1 protein-coding gene is annotated in these 18,775 nt (G+C 73.5%); it reads right to left on the minus strand.

Going from position 1 to position 18,775, the window contains the following annotated elements; translation table 11 throughout:
• Window positions 1-19 precede the first annotated feature (19 nt).
• Window positions 20-18,772: a type I polyketide synthase gene (locus FHU35_RS19490; protein WP_145741810.1), complete on the minus strand. Its 18,753-nt coding sequence runs from the start codon at window positions 18,770-18,772 to the stop codon at window positions 20-22.
• Window positions 18,773-18,775 lie beyond the last annotated feature (3 nt).

Genomic DNA, 18,775 nt, shown 5'->3' on the forward strand with positions numbered 1-18,775 from the left:
CCTTTGATCGCCGTGTCTTTCAGTTCGCGGTGTGCTCTGTGGCCAGCCGCAGGAGGCTTTCGCCATCCATCTCGTCGATCGAGTCCGCCTCGTCGGGCGAGGGATCGGCGGGGTCGCCGTCGTCCTGGGCCAAGCCCAGGACGAGGTCCAGCAAGCCCGCCTTGCGCAGTCGGCTGATCGGAATCGCGGCCAGGGCTTCCCGGACGTGCGCGTCCGGGTCGTCGGCCTCGCCACCGCCCGGGAGGAGTTGTTCGTGGAGGTGACCGGCCAAGGCCGCAGGTGTCGGGTGGTCGAACACGAGCGTCGCCGGGAGCGCGAGCCCGGTGACCGCCTTGAGCCGGTTGCGGAGCTCGATGGCGGTCACCGAGTCGTAGCCGACGTCGCGGAAGGCCCGGTTCGCGGGGAACGCGTCGGAATCGGCGAATCCGAGCGTCGCAGCGGCTTCTCCGCGCACCAGTTCCAGCACGGCCCGAGCCCGTTCGGCCTCGGGCAGGCCGGTCAGGCGCTGCGCGAACGCCGACTCGTCCGCCTCCGCCTCGGGTTCGGCCAGCGCCTCCCGGGCTTCGGGGATGCCGGACAGCAGCGGGCTCGGGCGCCCGGCCGTGAAGCTCGGCGCGAACCGCTCCCACTCGGTGTTGGTGACGGTCAGCGTCGCGTCCCCGTCCGCCACCGCCTGGTGCAGCACGAGGAGCGCGAGTTCCGGGTCCATCTGCAGCACGCCTCGCCTGCGCAGGCGCTCGGCGTCCTCGCCGTCCGAGGCGGCCTTGCCCGCTCCGGCCCACGCGCCCCAGGCGATCGACGTCGCGGGCAGTCCCGCGCTGCGCCGCTGCTGCGCCAAGCCGTCGAGGTAGGCGTTGGCCGCCGCGTACGCGGACTGGCCACCGCTGCCCCAGCTCGCCGCACCCGACGAGAACAGCACGAAGGCGTCGAGGTCCACGTCCGCGGTGAGCTCGTGCAGGTGCCGCGCGGAGGTCATCTTCGACCGGAGAACACCGTCGAAGTCCTCGCCGGCGAGCTCGTCGATCCCGATGCCGCTGTCGAAGATGCCTGCGGCGTGCACGATCCCGCGCAGCGGGCGCTCGTCCGGGATCTCCGCCAGCACCGAGGCCAGCGCGGCCCGGTCGGCGACGTCGCAGGCCCGCACCGTGACGCCTGCTCCGGAAACCTCCAGCTCGTCCCGCAATTCCTCGGCACCCGGGGCGTCGGGGCCCCGGCGGCTGACGAGCACCACGTGCTCAGCCCCTCGGTTCACGACGGAGCGGGCCACCTCGGCACCGAGACCGCCGGTGCCACCGGTGATCAGGACCGTGCCGCTGACCTGCCACTCGCCGTTGCGCTGCCCGCGCGGGGCGCGGCTCAGGCGCCGCCCGAACGCGCCGAAGGAGCGGACCGCGATCTGGTCCTCCTCGCCGGGATCCGCCAGCGCACCGGCGAGCCGCTGCAGGACGCGCTCGTCGAGTTCTTCAGGCAGGTCGATCAGACCACCCCAACGACGCGGAAGCTCCAGCGCGGCAACGCGTCCCATCCCCCACAACACCGTCTGGGCGGGGCTGCACGGGACGTCGGAGTCGCCGACCTGCACCGCACGCCGGGTCGCGCACCACAGCGGTGCGTCGATGCCTCGATCGCCCAGCGCCTGCAGCAGTGCCAGCGTCGAGAGCACGCCGATCGGGGTCTCGCCGAACACCGGGTGCGCCGTTTCCTCCACACCCAGCAGCGACAGCACCCCGGCGATCTCGACGTCCTCCGGCGCGGCCTCGGCGATCTCGGCGGCCAGCTGGACGCGGTCGGCGGACGGTGTGACCTCGACCCGCACCGCGTCCGGTCCCAGCGCGGTGAGCGCCGAGCTGGTCCAGGTGTCCGCCACGTCTGCCGGCACCACGGCAAGCCAGATCCCCGACGGGGTGTCGGCGGATCCTGCCAGCGCGGCCCAGGTCTCCTGGTACCGCCAGGCGCCCGCGAGCGAGTGGGCTCGCCGGTTCTGGCGCCACGTCGTCAGCGCGGGGGTGATCGCCGCCGCGGTCTCCTCGTCCAGGCCCAGTGCCGAGCCGAGGTCTCCGCCCTCGACCAGGCCCCAGAACGCCGAGTCCACGGGATCGGCGGTGGTGGAGGACGCAGCGGGCTTCGGCCAGAAGCGCTGCCGCTGGAAGGCGTAGGTGGGCAGGTCGACCCGGCGAGCGCCGGTGCCGTCGAACGACCCGTTCCAGTCGACGTCCACACCGCGCACGTACGCCTCGGCCAGGGAGGTCGCGAACCGGACGGGACCGCCCTGCTGGCGGCGCAGGGTGCCCACGGCCGTCACGTCGACCTCGGCGTCCTCGGCCATCTGCTGCACGTGCATCGTGAGCACCGGATGCGCGCTGGGTTCGATGAACACCCGGTGCCCGTCGGCCAGGAGCGCGGACACGGCACCGGCGAAGTCGACCGGCCGGCGCGTGTTCTGGAACCAGTACTCGGCGTCGAGCTCAGCGGTGTCGATCCGGGCGGCGGTCACCGCGGAGTAGAACGGGATGCCGGTGGAACGCGGTCGCACCGACGACAACGCTTCCAGCAGCCTCTCCCGCAACGGCTGGACGTGCGCGCAGTGCGAGGCGACCGGGGCGACCACCCGCGCCCTAACGTCCCGCGCCTCGCAGGCCGCCACGAACTCCTCCAGCGCGTCCTGGTCTCCGGCGACGGTGACCGCACCGGGCCCGTTGATCCCGGCGAGCGCCAGCTGGTCCGGCCAGGCCTCGAGCAGTTCGGCGACGGCTTCGCGGCTTGCGGCGACGGAGGCCACCCCGCCCTTGCCCTGCAGCTCCTCCGCGAACAACCGGCTGCGCACCACCACGATGCGCGCCGCGTCCTGCATGCTCAGTGCCCCGGCGACGCAGGCCGCCGCGATCTCGCCCTGCGAGTGTCCGACGACGGCGGCGGGCCGGACTCCGCAGGAGCCCCAGAGCTCCGCCAGCGACACCATCACCGCGAACAGCACCGGTTGCAGGACCTCGATGCGCTCCAGGACCGCCGCGCCCTCCTCGGTCTCGGAGTCGTGCAGCACCTCCAGCACCGACCACCCGGCCAGGGGGCGGATCGTCTCGTCGCATTCGCGCAGGGCGCGCTCGAAGACGGGCGAGGCCTCCAGCAGTTCCAGGGCCATGCCGGCCCACTGCGTGCCCTGACCGGGGAACACCAGGACCGGACCCGGCCCGACCTCGCCCACTTCCCCGCGCACGGCACCGACGGGCTCGCCACCGAGCCGCAGCGAGACCGCGCGGTTCTCGAACGCCGATCGCGTGGTCAGCAGCGAGGAACCGATGTCGACCGGGGAGATCTCGGGGTGGTGCGCGGCGAAGGCCTCGATCCGGTCGAGCTGACCGTCCACTGCGGACTCGGAACGCGCGGAGACGACCCACGGGACGACACCGCCCGGGTCTTCCCCCCGAGGCGAGGGCTCGCCGTCCGCCTCGGCTTGCTCCAGGACGAGGTGGGCGTTGGTGCCGCTGATGCCGAACGAGGACACGGCTGCCCGCCGCGCCCGGCCGACCTCCGGCCACCCCGCCTGATCGCTGAGCACCTGAACTCCGGAGCGGGACCAATCCACGTGAGCGGAGGGCGTGTCGGCGTGCAGAGTGCGCGGCAGCACGCCCTGACGCAGGGCGAGCACCATCTTGATCACGCTCGCCACGCCCGCGGCGGCCTGGGTGTGCCCGATGTTGGACTTGATCGAGCCGAGCAGCAGCGGGTGCCCGCGGTCTTGGCCGTAGGTCGCCGCGAGCGCCTGGACCTCGATCGGGTCGCCCAGCGCGGTACCGGTGCCGTGCGCGTCGATGGCGTCCACGTCCGATGTGGACAGACCGGCCGACGACAGGGCCTGGCGGATCACCCGCTGCTGCGACGGGCCGTTCGGAGCGGTGAGGCCGTTGGACGCGCCGTCCTGGTTGACCGCGGAACCCCGCACCACGGCGAGCACGTCGTGCCCGTTGCGGCGCGCGTCCGACAGGCGCTCCAGCACCACCACTCCGACGCCTTCCGCCCACCCGGCTCCGTTGGCGTCGTCGGAGAACGCCTTGCAGCGCCCATCAGGAGCGGACGCCCCCTGCCGCTCCAGCTCCGCGATCGTCGCCGGGGTGGACATGATCGTGGCGCCACCGGCCAGCGCCAGGTCGCACTCGTCCTGGTGCAACGACTGCGCGGCCAGGTGCATCGCCAGCAGCGAGGAGGAGCAGGCGGTGTCCACCGTGACGGCAGGACCTTCGAAGCCGAAGGTGTAGGCGAGCCGCCCGGAGATCACGCTGCCCGCGACACCGGTCAGCGCGTGGCCGCCGGTGTCCTGGTCGGAGCCGGTGAGCACGGTGGCGTAGTCCTGCATGGTGCTGCCGATGAACACACCGGTCCGGCTGCCGCGCAAGGACTCGGGGACGACCCCGGCGCGTTCGAACGCCTCCCACGACGTCTCCAGCAGCAGGCGCTGCTGGGGGTCCATGGCCAGCGCTTCGCGCGGTGAGATGCCGAAGAACAGCGGATCGAACTCCGCTTGCCCGGCCAGGAAACCGCCCTCGCCGGGCACCGCGCCGGAGCCCAGCAGGGCGTCGAGGTCCCAGCCGCGGTCGGTCGGGAACCCGGCGATCGCGTCCCGGCCTTCGACGAGGAGTTGCCAGAGCTCTTCCGGTGAGGTGACGCCGCCCGGGAAGCGGCAGGCCATGCCGACGATCGCGATCGGCTCGTCGACGCGGTCGCGGCGGTGCGCGACCTCGATCTCCGCCTGGCCGCCGAGCAGTGCGGCGAGCAGGTGCTCGGCCAGCGCCCGAGGCGTCGGGTAGTCGTAGACGAGGCTGGCGGCCAGCGTCTGGCCGGTGGCCTGCGCGAGCTGGTTGCGCAGCTCGACACCGGTCAGCGAGTCGAAGCCCAGGTCTCGGAACGCCTTGTCCAGCCCGATCGCGGTGGGGTCGGCGTGACCGAGGACGGCACCGACGCGGGTGCGGACCAGGTCGAGCACGAGCTCGGTCCGCGCGGCCTCGTCCAGCTCCCGGAGCCGGGTGGTGAAGGCGGTCGCTCCGGCGTCGGGGCGGGCGGTTTCGAGCGCGGCCAGCACCGATCGCGCCTCCGGCAGCTCGGACAGCAGCGGCAGCGGGCGCATCTCCAGCAGAGCGCCCAGGGTCCGCGGTTGCACCAGGTCGGCGATGACCGTCGTCGCGGCCGGGCGAGAAACGGCCTGCCACAAGGCGGTGATCGCCAGCTCCGGGTCGAGCGTCCCGGCACCGGCTCGCTGCAAGCGCTCGGCGACCTCGCCCTCGGCGGCCATGCCGCTTCCGGCCCAGACACCCCACGCGATGGAGGTGGCGGGCTTGGCGAAGCTCCGCCGCCGCTGCGCCAGCGCGTCCAGGACCGCGTTGGCGGCCGCGTAGTTGGCCTGCCCGGGGTTGCCCACCGCCCCTGCCACGGACGAGAACAGCACGAAGAAGTCCAGGTCGCCGGCGAGCTCGTCGAGCAGCAGCGCGGAGTCGGCCTTCGACCGCGGCACCTCGGCGAAGCGCTCCGGTGTCAGCTGTTCGAGCACGCCGTCGTCGACGACACCGGCGGTGTGCACCACGCCGGACAACCGCTCGACCCCGGCCAGCAGGGCGGTGAGGTCGTCGCGGTCGGCGACGTCGCACGATTCGATCCGGACCCGCACGCCCAGCCCGGTCAGCTCCTCGCGCAGCTCGGCCGCTCCGGGCGCCTGCGGCCCGCGGCGGCTCACGAGCACGAGCTCGTCGGCACCGCGTCCTGCCAGGTCGCGTGCGACGGCGGCGCCCAATGCGCCGGTGCCACCGGTGATGAGCACCGTCCCGGTTGCCGTGAACGGGGCCGGCTGCTGGCGGGGTGCGGGGAGCAGCCTGCGGCCGAACACGCCTTGGGCGCGCACGGCCACCTGGTCCTCGGTCCCCGAGGCCAGCACCGCGGTCACGCGCTCGGCGATCCGGTCGTCGAGCTGGTCGGGCAGGTCGATCAGGCCGCCCCACCGGCCGGGGAGCTCCAGGGCGGCGACCCGGCCCAGGCCCCACGTGGCCGCGCGCTGCGGGTCGCGGATCGGGTCGTCGTCGCCGGTGGAGACCGCTGCGCGGGTGACCGCCCAGACCCGGGCATCCACACCCGCGTCGCCGAGCGCCTGCACCAGCAGCGCGTTCCCGGTCAGGCCCCACTCGCCCGCGCCGAGCAGCGACAGCACTCCGGACGCCTCGGGCAGTGCTGCGAGTCGGTCGGCCAGCTCGCCGCGTCCCTGCCCTTCGGGGATGTCCAGGGGGAGGGCGTGCGCGCCGAGGGCCTCGACGACGGCGGTGATCCACGGGTCGGCGGCGAGCTCGGCGGGGACCGCGACCAGCCAGGTCCCGGTCACCGGCGCCGAGGACGGGGTCAGCGGGGTCCAGGACTCCTGGTAGCACCAGGAATCCACTTGCGATTGGGCGCGGCGCCGGGTGCGCCAGGTGGACAGCGCCGGCACGAGTCCAGCGACCGATTCCTCGTCGACGCCCAGTTCGGCGGCCAGCGAGCCGTTGTCGACCAGGTCCCAGAACAGGTCGTCACCGGGGTTCGACGCCACCCGCTCCGGCCAGTAGCGCTGGCGCTGGAAGGGGTAGGTGGGCAGGTCGACCCGCTGAGCGCCGGTACCGCTGAAGCACTGCGCCCAGTCGACCTCGACGCCGACCGCGTGCAGCCGCGCCAGCGCCTCGATCAGCGCCGGCTCGGCGTCGCGGTCCTTGCGCTGCGCGGAAACCAGAACCGCGTCCTCCGGAGCGGATTCGGCCGCCATCGCCGTCAGGACGCCGTCCGGGCCGAGCTCCAGGAACGCGTTCACGCCTCGGTCGCCCAGGGAGCGCACGTGGTCGGCGAACCGAACGGTGTCCCGCACGTGGCGAACCCAGAACTCCGGCGAGGTCACGTCCCCGTCGGTGGCGATCGCAATGCCGGGTTCCTGGAAGGACAGTCCGCTGATCGCAGCGCGGAAGTCGTCCAGCATCGGGTCCATCGCCGATGAGTGAAACGCATGACTGACCAGCAGACGCCTAGACTTCCACCGCTCGGCCACCTCGACGACCTCGGCCTCGTCACCGGCCAGCACCACCGACGACGGCCCGTTCACCGCCGCGATCGAGACGCCCTCGGTGAGATGCGGCAGGACCTCAGCCTCACCAGCCTGCACCGCCACCATCACACCGCCGGAAGGCAGCGCCTGCATCAGACGCGCCCGAGCGCTGATCAACGCACACGCATCCTCCAACGAGAACACACCCGCCACATGCGCAGCCGCGATCTCACCAATCGAATGCCCCGCCAAGAAATCCGGCCGCACACCGAACGACTCGACCAACCGGAACAGGGCGACTTCCAGCGCGAAGAGAGCAGGCTGCGCGAAACCCGTCTGGTTCAGCGCATCCGCGTCCTCACCCCACATCACTTCCCGCACACCCGGATCCAGATGCACCAACACCGCGTCCAAAGCCTCAGCGAACACCGGAAAACGCTCGTAGAGATCACGACCCATCCCCAGGCGCTGCGCACCCTGACCCGCGAACAACACGCCCACCGACCGCTCGGCGGCAACACCACGCGCCGCTTCCACCACGCCCGCACCCGAGGACATCAGGACCGCGCGGTGCTCGAACACCGAGCGCGACCGGGCCAGCGAGAACCCGACGTCGGCGGGCGTGAGCTCGGAGTGGTCGCGCACGAACCCCGCGACCCGTTCCAGCTGCGCCGCCAGGGCGGGCTCGGATCGCGCCGACACCACCCAAGGGACGACCTCGGGCACGATGGCGGGCTCCTCCGCCTGACCGCCGGGAGCAGGGGCGGATTCGACGATCACGTGCGCGTTGGTGCCGCTGACGCCGAACGAGGACACACCGGCGCGGCGCTCACGTCCCACCTCGGGCCATTCCTGCGGCGAGACCAGGAGTTCCACCGCACCCGTCGTCCAGTCCACAGTGGATGACGGCTGGTCGACGTGCAGCGTGCGCGGCACCACGCCGCGGTGCATCGCCGCGACCATCTTGATGACACCGGCGACACCGCCCGCCGACTGCGCGTGCCCGATGTTCGACTTGATCGACCCCAGCAGGACCGGCCGCTCCCGGTCCTGGCCATAGGTGGCGAGCACGGCCTGCGCCTCGATCGGGTCCCCGAGCGTGGTGCCGGTCCCGTGCGCCTCCACCACGTCCACATCGGACGGTTGGAGACCGGAGTTGGCCAGGGCCTGGCGGATCACCCGCTGCTGCGACGGACCGTTCGGCGCCGTCAACCCGTTCGACGCGCCGTCGGAGTTCACCGCCGAACCCCGCACCACCGCCAGCACCTCGTGCCCGTTGCGCTGTGCGTCCGACAACCGTTCCAACGCCAGCATCCCGACGCCTTCGGACCAGCCGGTGCCGTCCGCGGCGTCGGCGAACGCCTTGCACCGGCCATCCGGCGCCAAGCCGCCCTGCCAGGTGAACGCGGAGAACGCGTTCGGGGTCGCCATCACCCGCACCCCGCCCGCCAGCGCGAGATCGCACTCGCCCTGGCGCAGGGACTGCGCGGCCAGGTGCAGCGCCACCAGCGACGACGAGCACGCCGTGTCCACGGTGATCGCGGGCCCCTCCATGCCCAGCAGGTAGGAGATCCGGCCGGAGAGCACGCTCGCCGAGAACGCCGTGGTGGCGTAGAGCTGGAAGTCCTCACGTGCGTCGGAGTGGGTGAGCAGATCGCCGTAGTCCTGGTCGGTGGTCCCGGTGAACACGCCGGTCCGGCTGCCCCGCAGCCCACCCGGATCGATGCCCGCGCGCTCCAGGGCCTCCCACGAGACCTCCAGCAGCAGCCGCTGCTGCGGGTCCATCGCCACCGCCTCGCGCGGCGCGATGCCGAAGAACCCGGCGTCGAAACCGCCGACGTCGGCGAGGAAACCGCCCTGCGAGGTGGCGCTGTCCATCCGGCCGAGGTCCCAGCCGCGGTCGGAGGGGAACGTCGAGATCACGTCGCGGCCCTCGGCCACCACGTCCCACAGCTGCTCGGGCGAGGACACCCCGCCCGGGTAGCGGCATCCCATGCCCACGATCGCGACCGGGTCGTCGGCAACCCCGGTGCCCACGACCGGGGCCGCGACCGCATCGCCACCGCCCAGCAGGGCGGTGCGCAGGTGCGCGACCACGGCTTTCGCGGTCGGGTGGTCGAAGACGAGCGTGGTCGGCAGTGCGAGTCCGGTCGCCGCCCGGAGCCGGTTGCGGACGTCGACAGCGGTCACGGAGTCGAAGCCGAGGTCGCGGAACGCCCTGTCGACGGGCAGCTCGTTCGGGTCCGCGTAGCCGAGTGACCGGCCGGCTTCGGCCCGCACCAGGTCGAGCAGCACGCGCTCCCGCTCGGACTCGGACAGCCCGGTGAGCCGTCGACCCAGCTCGGAGGCGCTCACGTCCTGGTCCGCGCCGGCCGCCTCGTCCAGCGCCCGCCGGGCCTCCGGGATCCCCGTCAGCAGCGGGCTCGGACGTCCGGCGGTGAAGCTGGGGGCGAACCGCTGCCAGTCGGTATCGGTCACGGTGAGGGTCGTCGACCCGTCGCCGACGGCGTGCTGCAGCACCAGGAGCGCGCGCTGCGGGTCCATCGGCAGCACGCCGACGAGCCGCATCCGCTCGGCGCGCTCCGGGTCGGTGGCCAGCCCGGACCCGGCCCACGCGCCCCACGCGATCGAGGTCGCGGCCAGGCCCAGACCGCGCCGGTGCAGCGCGAGCCCGTCCAGGTAGGCGTTGGCGGCGGCGTAAGCGGATTGGCCACCACTGCCCCAGCTGGCGGCACCCGAGGAGAACAGCACGAAGGCGTCCAGATCGAGGTCTGCGGTGAGCTCGTGCAGGTGCCGCGCGGCGGTCATCTTCGCGCGCAGGACGCCGTCGAGGTCGTCCGCTTCGAGGACGTCGACCGGAGCATCGCCCTCGCCGTGCGCGGCGGCGTGCACCACCGCGGTCAGCGGGCAGTCGCCGGGCACGCGCGCGAGCACGTCCGCCAGCGCGTCCCGGTCCGCGACGTCGCAGGGCTCGATGGTGACCCGGGCGCCGAGCGCCTCCAGCTCGTCGCGCAGTTCCGGGGCGCCGGGCGCTCCGGAACCCCGGCGGCTCACCAGCAGCACGTGCTCGGCTCCGCGGTCGATCACCCATCGTGCGACCTGCCCGCCGAGAGCACCGGTGCCCCCGGTGATCAGGACGGTGCCTCGCGCTCGCCACTCCCCCCGGCGCGCTGGGCGCGGGGCGCGCGACAGCCGTCGGCCGAAGGCTCCGGAAGAGCGCACCGCGACCTGGTCCTCGCCACCCGCGATCGCACCCGCGAAGTGGTGCGCGACCGAGTCGTCCAGGTCCTCGGGCAGGTCGATCAGGCCGCCCCACCGGTTCGGGAGGTCGAGCGCGGCGACCCGGCCGAGGCCCCACAGCGCCGCCTGCACCGGGTTGCGCACCGGGTCGGACTCGCCGGTCGACATCGCTGCCCGCGTGACGCACCACAGCGGTGCGGTAAGGCCGGCGTCGCCGAGCGCCTGCAGGAGCAGCAGCGTCGAGACCAGTCCCGCCGGGCTCGAACCGTGCGCGGGGCGGGCGACCTCCGAGGTGCCCAGCAGGGACACCACACCCGCCGGTTGAGGCAGCTGCGCGAGCCGGTCCGCCAGCGCGGCGCGATCGTCGTCGCCGACGTCCACCCGGATCACCTCGGCGCGCGCTCCCAGCGCGGACGACGCCCAGTCGGCTTCCGGAGAACCGGCCGGCGAGACGAGCAGCCACGTCCCGCGCGGCCCGGCCCCGGCGGGCGCCGGCGCCCACGTTTCCCGGTACCGCCAGGAATCCACCGCGGCCTGCGCGCGCGAGCGGTCGCGCCAGGACGCCAGTGCGGGTGCCACGGCGGTGGCGGTCTCGGCGTCGAGGTCCAGCGCCGAGGCCAGGTCTCCGCCCTCGACGAGCTCCCACAGCGCGGAGTCCACCGGGTCGGCGCCCACTGCGGGTTCGACCGGGTCCTCCCAGTAGCGCTGCCGCTGGAAGGCGTAGGTCGGCAAGGAGACCCGCCGCGCGTCCGTGCCCGCGAACAGGGCCGCCCAGTCGACCCGAACCCCGCAGACGTGGGCTTGGGCGACCGAGCTCAGCAGCTGGTCCCAGCCGCCGCTGCCGTGCCGCAACGAGCCCAGGACGACGCCCTCGACTCCCGCGCTCTCGAGCGTCTGCTCGACCGGGCTGGTCAGCACGGGGTGCGCGCTGGGCTCGATGAACACGTCGTGCCCGTCGGCCAGCAGGACTCGGGTGGTCGGCTCGAAACGCACCGTCCTGCGCAGGTTCTCGTACCAGTAGCGGGCGTCGAGCCCGGCGGTGTCGATGAGGCCGCCGGTCACCGTCGAGTAGAACGGCACCGCGGCGGAGCGCGGCTGGAGGTCGGAGAGCTCGGTGAGCACGCGGTCGCGGACGGCTTCCACCTGCGCGCTGTGCGAGGCGTAGTCGACGGTGACGCGCCGGGCGCGGATGCCCTCGGCCTCGCACTCGGCGGCCAGCTCGTCCAGCGCGGCGTCCTCCCCGGCGACGACCGCGGAGTGCGACGCGTTGACCACGGCCACCGACAGCCGCTCGCCCCACCGGTCCAGCCGGGTGCTCAGCTCGGCTTCGGGCAGCGCGACCGAGAGCATCCCGCCGCGCCCGGACAGGGAGTCGGCGACGGCGAGGCTGCGGAGGGCGACCACGCGGGCGCCGTCGGCGAGGCTCAGCGCACCGGAAACGACCGCGGCCGCGATCTCGCCCTGCGAATGACCCACCACCGCAGCGGGTTCCACGCCCAGCGAACGCCACAGGTGCGCGAGCGAGACCATCGTCGCCCACAGCACCGGCTGCACCACGTCGACGCGTTCCAGCGAGGGCGCGCCGTCGGCTTCGCGGAGCACGTCGTGCAACGACCAGTCGACGAACGGCTCCAGGGCGGCGGCGCACTCGTCGATCCGCTCGTCGAACGCCGCGGACCGCCCCAGCAGCTCGCGGCCCATGCCGGCCCACTGGGAACCCTGGCCGGGGAAGACGAAGGCGGTCTTGCCGACGGGTGCGGTGACGCCCTGGACGACCCGGTCGTCCGGGCGCTCGGCGATCAGCGAGTCCAGCGCGGCACGCAGTTCGTCGCGGTCGGTCCCGAGCACGACGGCCCGGTTCTCGAAGGCCGTCCGCGAGGTCACCAGCGAGAAGCCGACGTCGACCGGTTCGGCCTCGGGTGTCCCTGCGTCGCGGAGCCGCGCTGCCTGCGCGAGCAAGGCCGGGCGCGATCGCGCCGACAGCACCCACGGCACCACCGAGGAGGACTCGTCCCTCACCTCCGGCGGCGCGTCGGCGCGCGGGGCCTGTTCGAGGATGACGTGCGCGTTGGTGCCGCTGATGCCGAACGACGACACCCCGGCCCGGTGCGGGCGGTCCGCGTCCGGCCACGGCGTCAGTTCCGTCAGCAGCCGGACACCGCCGGAAGACCAGTCGACCTGCCGGCTCGGGTCGTCGGCGTGCAGCGTCCTGGGCAGCAGTCCGTGGCGCAGCGCCAGCACCATCTTGATGATCCCGCCCACGCCCGCGGCGGCCTGCGCGTGCCCGATGTTCGACTTCAGCGCGCCCAGCAGCAGCGGCTGCTCGCGATCCTCGCCGTAGGTCGCCAGCAGCGCCTGCGCCTCGATCGGGTCGCCCAGCGGGGTTCCGGTGCCGTGCGCCTCCACGGCGTCCACATCGGACGGTCGCAGGCCCGCGGTAGCGATCGCCTGGCGGATCACCCGCTGCTGCGAGGGCCCGTTCGGCGCCGTCAGCCCGTTCGACGCGCCGTCGGAGTTCACCGCCGAACCCCGCACCACCGCCAGCACGTCACGACCGTTGCGCCGGGCGTCGGAGAGGCGCTCCAGCGCGAGGACACCCGCGCCCTCGGACCAGCCCATCCCGTCGGCGGCGTCGGAGAACGGCTTGCACCGGCCGTCCGGCGCCAGGCCGCGCAGCCGCCCGAAGATGGTGAAAGCCTCCGGCGTGGACATCACCGTCACACCACCGGCGAGGGCGAGATCGCACTCGCCGGAGCGCAGCGACTGCACCGCCAGGTGCAGCGCCACCAACGACGACGAGCACGCCGTGTCCACCGACAGCGCAGGGCCTTCCAGCCCGAGCGCGTAGGCGACCCGGCCGGAGACCAGGCTGCCGCCGCTGGTGCTCGCCGAGTCGGTACCGCGCGCGTAGTCGTGGTACATCACCCCGGCGAACACACCGGTCCGGCTGCCCTTCAACGAACGCGGGTCGATCCCCGCGCGCTCGACGGCCTCCCACGCCACCTCGAGCATCACCCGCTGCTGCGGGTCGGTCTGGGTCGCCTCGGCCGGGGAGATGCCGAAGAAGCCGGGGTCGAACCGCGTCGCGTCGTCGATGAAACCACCGGTGGACACGTAGGTGCGGCCGATCTTGCCCGGTTCCGGGTCGAAGATGCGCTCGACGTCCCAGCCGCGGTCGGTGGGCAGCTCGGTCGTGGCGTCGGCGCCGTCGAGCAGCAGCTGCCACAGCTCCTCGGGGCTGCTCACCCCTCCCGGGTAGCGGCAGCTCATCGACACCACCGCGATCGGGTCGTCGTCGACGCCGTCGCGCGTGGTGAACACCTCGTCGCGGACGGCACCGCTCAGGTCGTCGTCCAGGTGCTCCACGACGGCCAGCGGCGTCGGGTGGTCGAAGACGAGCGTGGCGGGCAGGTGCAGCCCGGTGGCCGCGGCGAGGCGGTTGCGGAACTCGACGGCGCTCAGCGAGTCGAATCCCAGCTCCTGGAAGGCGCGGTCGGGTTCGACCGCGTCCGAGGAGGCGTGCCCGAGCACCGACGCCGCGGTGGAGCGGACCAGGTCGAGGAACGCGGCTCGGCGATCCGCGCCGGACAGGCCGGCGAGTTCTCCGACGAGCGAGGAGGTCCGCGCGGCCCGACGCCCCGGTGCGCGCACGAGACCGCGCAGCAGCGCGGGGATCTCGCCGCCGCGCGACCGGAGCGCGCCGGTGGCGAGGCGCAGCGGAACGAGCTGCGCTGACTCGGCGGCCAGAGCCGCGTCGAACAGGGCGAGCCCGTCCTCGGCCGACAGCGGCAGGTAGCCCTGCTCGCGCATGCGGTCCCAGTCGCTCTGCGCCAGCCCGGTGCTGAGGCCTTCGCCGATGTCGAGCACGCCGTAGTCCAGCGACGTCGCGGGCAGGCCGTTGCGGTGGCGGTGCGCAGCGAGAGCGTCCAGGAAGACGTTGGCCGCCGCGTAGTTCGCCTGTCCCGCGCTGAGCACCAGGCCGCCTGCGGAGGAGATCAGCACGAACATCGCCAGATCGCGGTCGGTCGTCAGCTCGTGCAGGTGCCACGCCGCGTCGGCCTTCGGCCGGAACACGCGGTCGAGCCGTTGCGGGTTCATCGACTCGATCACGCCGTTGTCGGTGACACCGGCCGCGTGGACGACGCCGACCAGCGGGTTTTCGGCGGGAACGTCCTCCAGCACCTGGGCGAGGGCAGCGCGGTCGGCGACGTCGCAGGCGGCGAAGGTGACCGAGGCTCCTCGCTCGGCGAGCTCCGCGCGCAACCGCTCCGCCCCGGGCGCGTCCGCGCCTCGGCGGCTGGTCAGCAGCAGGTGGCGCACGTCATGCGCGGCGACGAGGTGGCGGGCCAGCAGAGCGCCGAACCCACCGGTGCCCCCGGTGACGAGCACGGTGCCCTCGCCCAGCTCCGGCGCGGTCGCCGCCGCCGAGGTGCGGGTCAGGCGCGGAACCCGCAGCTCGCCCGCGCGCACCGCCGCCTCCGGCTCCCCCACCGCGATCGCGGCTCCGACGTGGGCGAGGTCGTCGACGTCGAGGAGCTGGAACCGCCCGGGGTTCTCGGCTTCAGCGGCCCGGACGAGACCCCACACCGGCGCTTGACCGAGGTCGATCGCGCTCTCGCCGGGGACCGCTCCCCGGGTCACCACGACCAGCCGGCAGGCGCTGAACCGCTCGTCGGCGAGCCACCTCTGCACGGTCTCCAGCACCGACCCGCAGACCTCCCGGGCACCGTCGAGCACCTCCCCGGAGGTGCTCGGGCAGACGAGGGCGACGACGTCCGGCACGTCCTCGTCCAGCTCGGAGAGGTCGGCGAGGACGGGAGCACCGATGTCCTCGCTGCCGATCACCGCCCACCGCAGCGGCTGCGGCGCTGGAAGCGGCCGGGACGTCCACTCCAGCCCGAACAGCGAGTCCGAGACGCGCTGGGAGCCGAGCTGTTCCGCCGTCACCTCGCGCCCGACGAGGTGCTCCACCGACAGCACCGGCCTGCCCAGTTCGTCGGCGAGGTGCAGCGATGCGCTGCCCGGTCCTTCCAGCACCATCCGGACGCGGACGGCGGAGGCCCCGGTCGCGTGCAGCGACAGGCCGTTCCACACGAACGGCAAGGACACGCCTTCGTCGTCACCCCGGCCGATCAGCGAGACGTGCATGGCCGCGTCCAGCAAGGCCGGGTGGATGCCGTAGCCCGTTGCCGCAGCGACGTCGGTTTCATCGAGCTGCACCTCGGCGAACAGCTCGTCGCCCCGGCGCCACGCCGCGCGCAGGCCCTGGAAGGCCGGTCCGTAGGCGTATCCGGCGTCGGCCAGCTCCTCGTACGCCGCGTCGAGCTCGATCGGATCCACCTGCGGCGGAGGCCATTCGGCGAGGTCGAAGCCGGGCGTCGCGTCGCCGGGGATCACCGATCCTTCGGCGTGCAGCGCCCACGGGGACTCGCCGCTCGGGCGCGCGTGCACGGTCAGCCTGCGCCTGCCGGACTCGTCGGCGCCCGCGACGGCCACCTGGATCCAGACGCCGCCGTCCGCCGGGATCTCCAGGGGCGCGCGGAGGGTGAGCTCGTCGACGACGTCGCAGTCGACGCGCTGGGCGGCGTGCAGGGCCAGCTCCGCGAAACCGGTGCCCGGCAGGAGAACCGAGCCGAGCACGATGTGGTCGGCCAGCCAGGGCAGGGTGCTGGTGGACAGCGCGCCGGTGAAGGTGACGCCGTCGGAGTCGGGCTGCTCGACCACGGCACCCAGCAGCGGGTGTTCGGCGGCGTCGACGCCGCTGGCGGCCAGACCGCCGATGTCGCCGCCCAGCCAGGAGTGGGCCAGGTGCTCGCGGGGGTCCAGCCAGAACCGCTCGTGCTGGAACGGGTAGGTCGGCAGGTCGATGCGGCGCGCGCCGGAGTCGCGGTGGAACGCCGCCCAGTCCACGTCGGTGCCCGCGCAGAACAGCCCGGCCAGCCCGGTGACCGCGGTCGTGCGCTCGGTCCGTCCGCGCCTGCCGAGCGCGAACGCGGCGACGCCGCCGGAGCGCTCGAGGACTTCCAGGACCATGGGGGTGAGGGCCGCGTCGGGTCCGACCTCCGCGAACCGGGACACGCCCAGCTCGCGCATGGTCGTGACGGCGTCGGCGAAGCGCACGGTGTCGCGCACCTGCCGGACCCAGTACCCGGGATCGGACATCTCATCGGTGACCTGCGTCCCGGTCACGCCTGACACCAGCGGGATCTGCGGGCGCTGGAACGACAGGCCGCGAACCTCGGCCTCGAAGGCCGCGAGCATCGGTTCCATCAACGGGGAGTGGAAGGCGTGCGAGACCCGCAGCCTGCGGGTGCGCCACCCCTGCTCCTGACAGCGCTCCGCAGCGGCGAGCACGGCGTGCTCGGAGCCGGCGACGACCACCGACGCCGGACCGTTGACGGCCGCGATGGCCACGTCCTCCGGCAGCAGCGGGAGGAGGTCGTGCTCCGCAGCGCCGATCGCGACCATCGCACCACCGGCCGGGAGGTCCTGCATCAACCGGCCGCGCGCGGCCACCAGGGCGCACGCGTCGGGCAGCGACAGGACCCCGGCGACGTGGGCGGCGGCGATCTCACCGATCGAGTGCCCGGCCACCACGTCGGGGCGGACGCCCCAGGACTCCAGCAGCCGGTGCAGGGACACCTCGAACGCGAACAGGCCGGTCTGCGCGAACAGGGTCTCGTCCAGCAGGTCCTCACCACCTGCCTCGCCGAAGATCACCTCGCGCGGCGAGCGCCCCACCAGCGGCGCGAGCAGATCCGTGATCTCGTCGAAAGCGGCTGCGAACACGGGGAAGGCGGCGTGCAGGTCGGCGCCCATGCCTGCCCACTGCGCGCCCTGCCCGGAGAACACCGCTCCGGTAGACCCGGTGATCCCGCGGCCCGAGACCACACCCGGGGCCTCCTCGCCGCGGGCCAGCGCCTTCAGCCCGGACGACAGCTCCGCGGCGTCGGTGCCGACCACGACGGCGCGGTGCTCGAACAGCGCGCGCGAGGTCGCCAGCGAGAACCCGACGTCCACCGGGTGTCCGTCCACGTAGGACAGACCGCGCGCCCGATCCCGCAGCGCTCCGGTCGTTTTCGCCGACAGCGCCCAGGGGATCACCGGAGCGGGAACCCGCTCCTCGGCGACGTCCTCCCCCGCCGGTGCCAGCTCCAGGATGACGTGCGCGTTGGTTCCGCTGATGCCGAACGACGACACCCCCGCGCGACGCGGGCCGCCGGTCTCCGGCCAGCGCACTCGTTCCCGCAGGAGCCGGACGCCTCCCGCCGCCCAGTCGACCCGGCTGCTGGGCTCGTCGACGTGCAGCGTCGGCGGCAGGACACCGTTTCGCAACGCCATCACCATCTTGATGACCCCGCCCACTCCCGAGGCGGCCTGGGCGTGCCCGATGTTGGACTTCAGCGAGCCCAGCCACAGGGGACGCTCGGCAGGCCGGTCGGCGCCGTAGGTCCCGAGCAGCGCCTGCGCCTCGATCGGGTCACCCAGCGACGTGCCGGTGCCGTGACCCTCCACGGCGTCGACCTGGTCGGCCGAGATCCGCGCGTTCGCCAGCGCCTGGCGGATCACGCGCCGCTGCGCCGGGCCGTTGGGCGCCGTGAGACCGCTGGACGCACCGTCCTGGTTGACCGCGCTCCCCCGCACCACGGCGAGCACCTGGTGGCCGTTGCGCCGCGCGTCCGAGAGGCGCTCGACGACGAGCACGCCGACGCCCTCGGACCAGGACGTGCCGTCGGCGGAGTCGGCGAAGGACCGGCAACGGCCGTCCGCCGACAGGCCGCGCTGCCTGCTGAACTCGATGAACGCCTCGGGCGTCGCCATCACCGTGACGCCACCGGCCAGCGCCAGCTCGCACTCCCCCGAGCGCAGCGACCGCACCGCCGCGTGCAGCGACACCAGCGACGACGAGCACGCGGTGTCCACCGTGACGGCCGGGCCTTCGAGCCCGTACACGTAGGAGAGCCTGCCGGAGGCGACCGAGCCGGAGTTCGCGTTGGCCGGGTAGTCGTGGTACATCATCCCGACGAACACCCCGGTCCGGCTGCCCCGCAGCGCAGCGGGGTCGACGCCCGCGCGCTCGAAGGCCTCCCAGGAGGTTTCCAGCAGCAGGTGCTGCTGCGGGTCCATCGTCGCGGCCTCGTTCGGGCTGATCCCGAAGAAGCCGGGATCGAAATCCCCTGCCTCGTGCAGGAAACCGCCCTGCCTGCTGTAGGTGGTGTTGGGCTCGGCGCCGGTGGGGTCGTGGAGCCGTTCGACGTCCCAGCCTCGGTTGGTGGGGAACTCGGAGACGGCGTCAACGCCGTTCTCCACCAACCGCCACAGGTCCTCCGGACTCGTCACGCCGCCCGGGTAGCGGCAGGCCATGCCCACGATCGCGATCGGCTCGGAGGCTGCGGCGACGAGCTCGCGGTTCTGGGCGCGGAGCTGCTCGGTCTCCTTCAGCGAGGCCCGCAGCGCTCCGATGAGCTTGTCCTTGGACTCAGCCATGTT

Source organism: Saccharopolyspora dendranthemae (genome assembly GCF_007829955.1).
Classification (GTDB): Bacteria; Actinomycetota; Actinomycetes; order Mycobacteriales; family Pseudonocardiaceae; genus Saccharopolyspora; species Saccharopolyspora dendranthemae.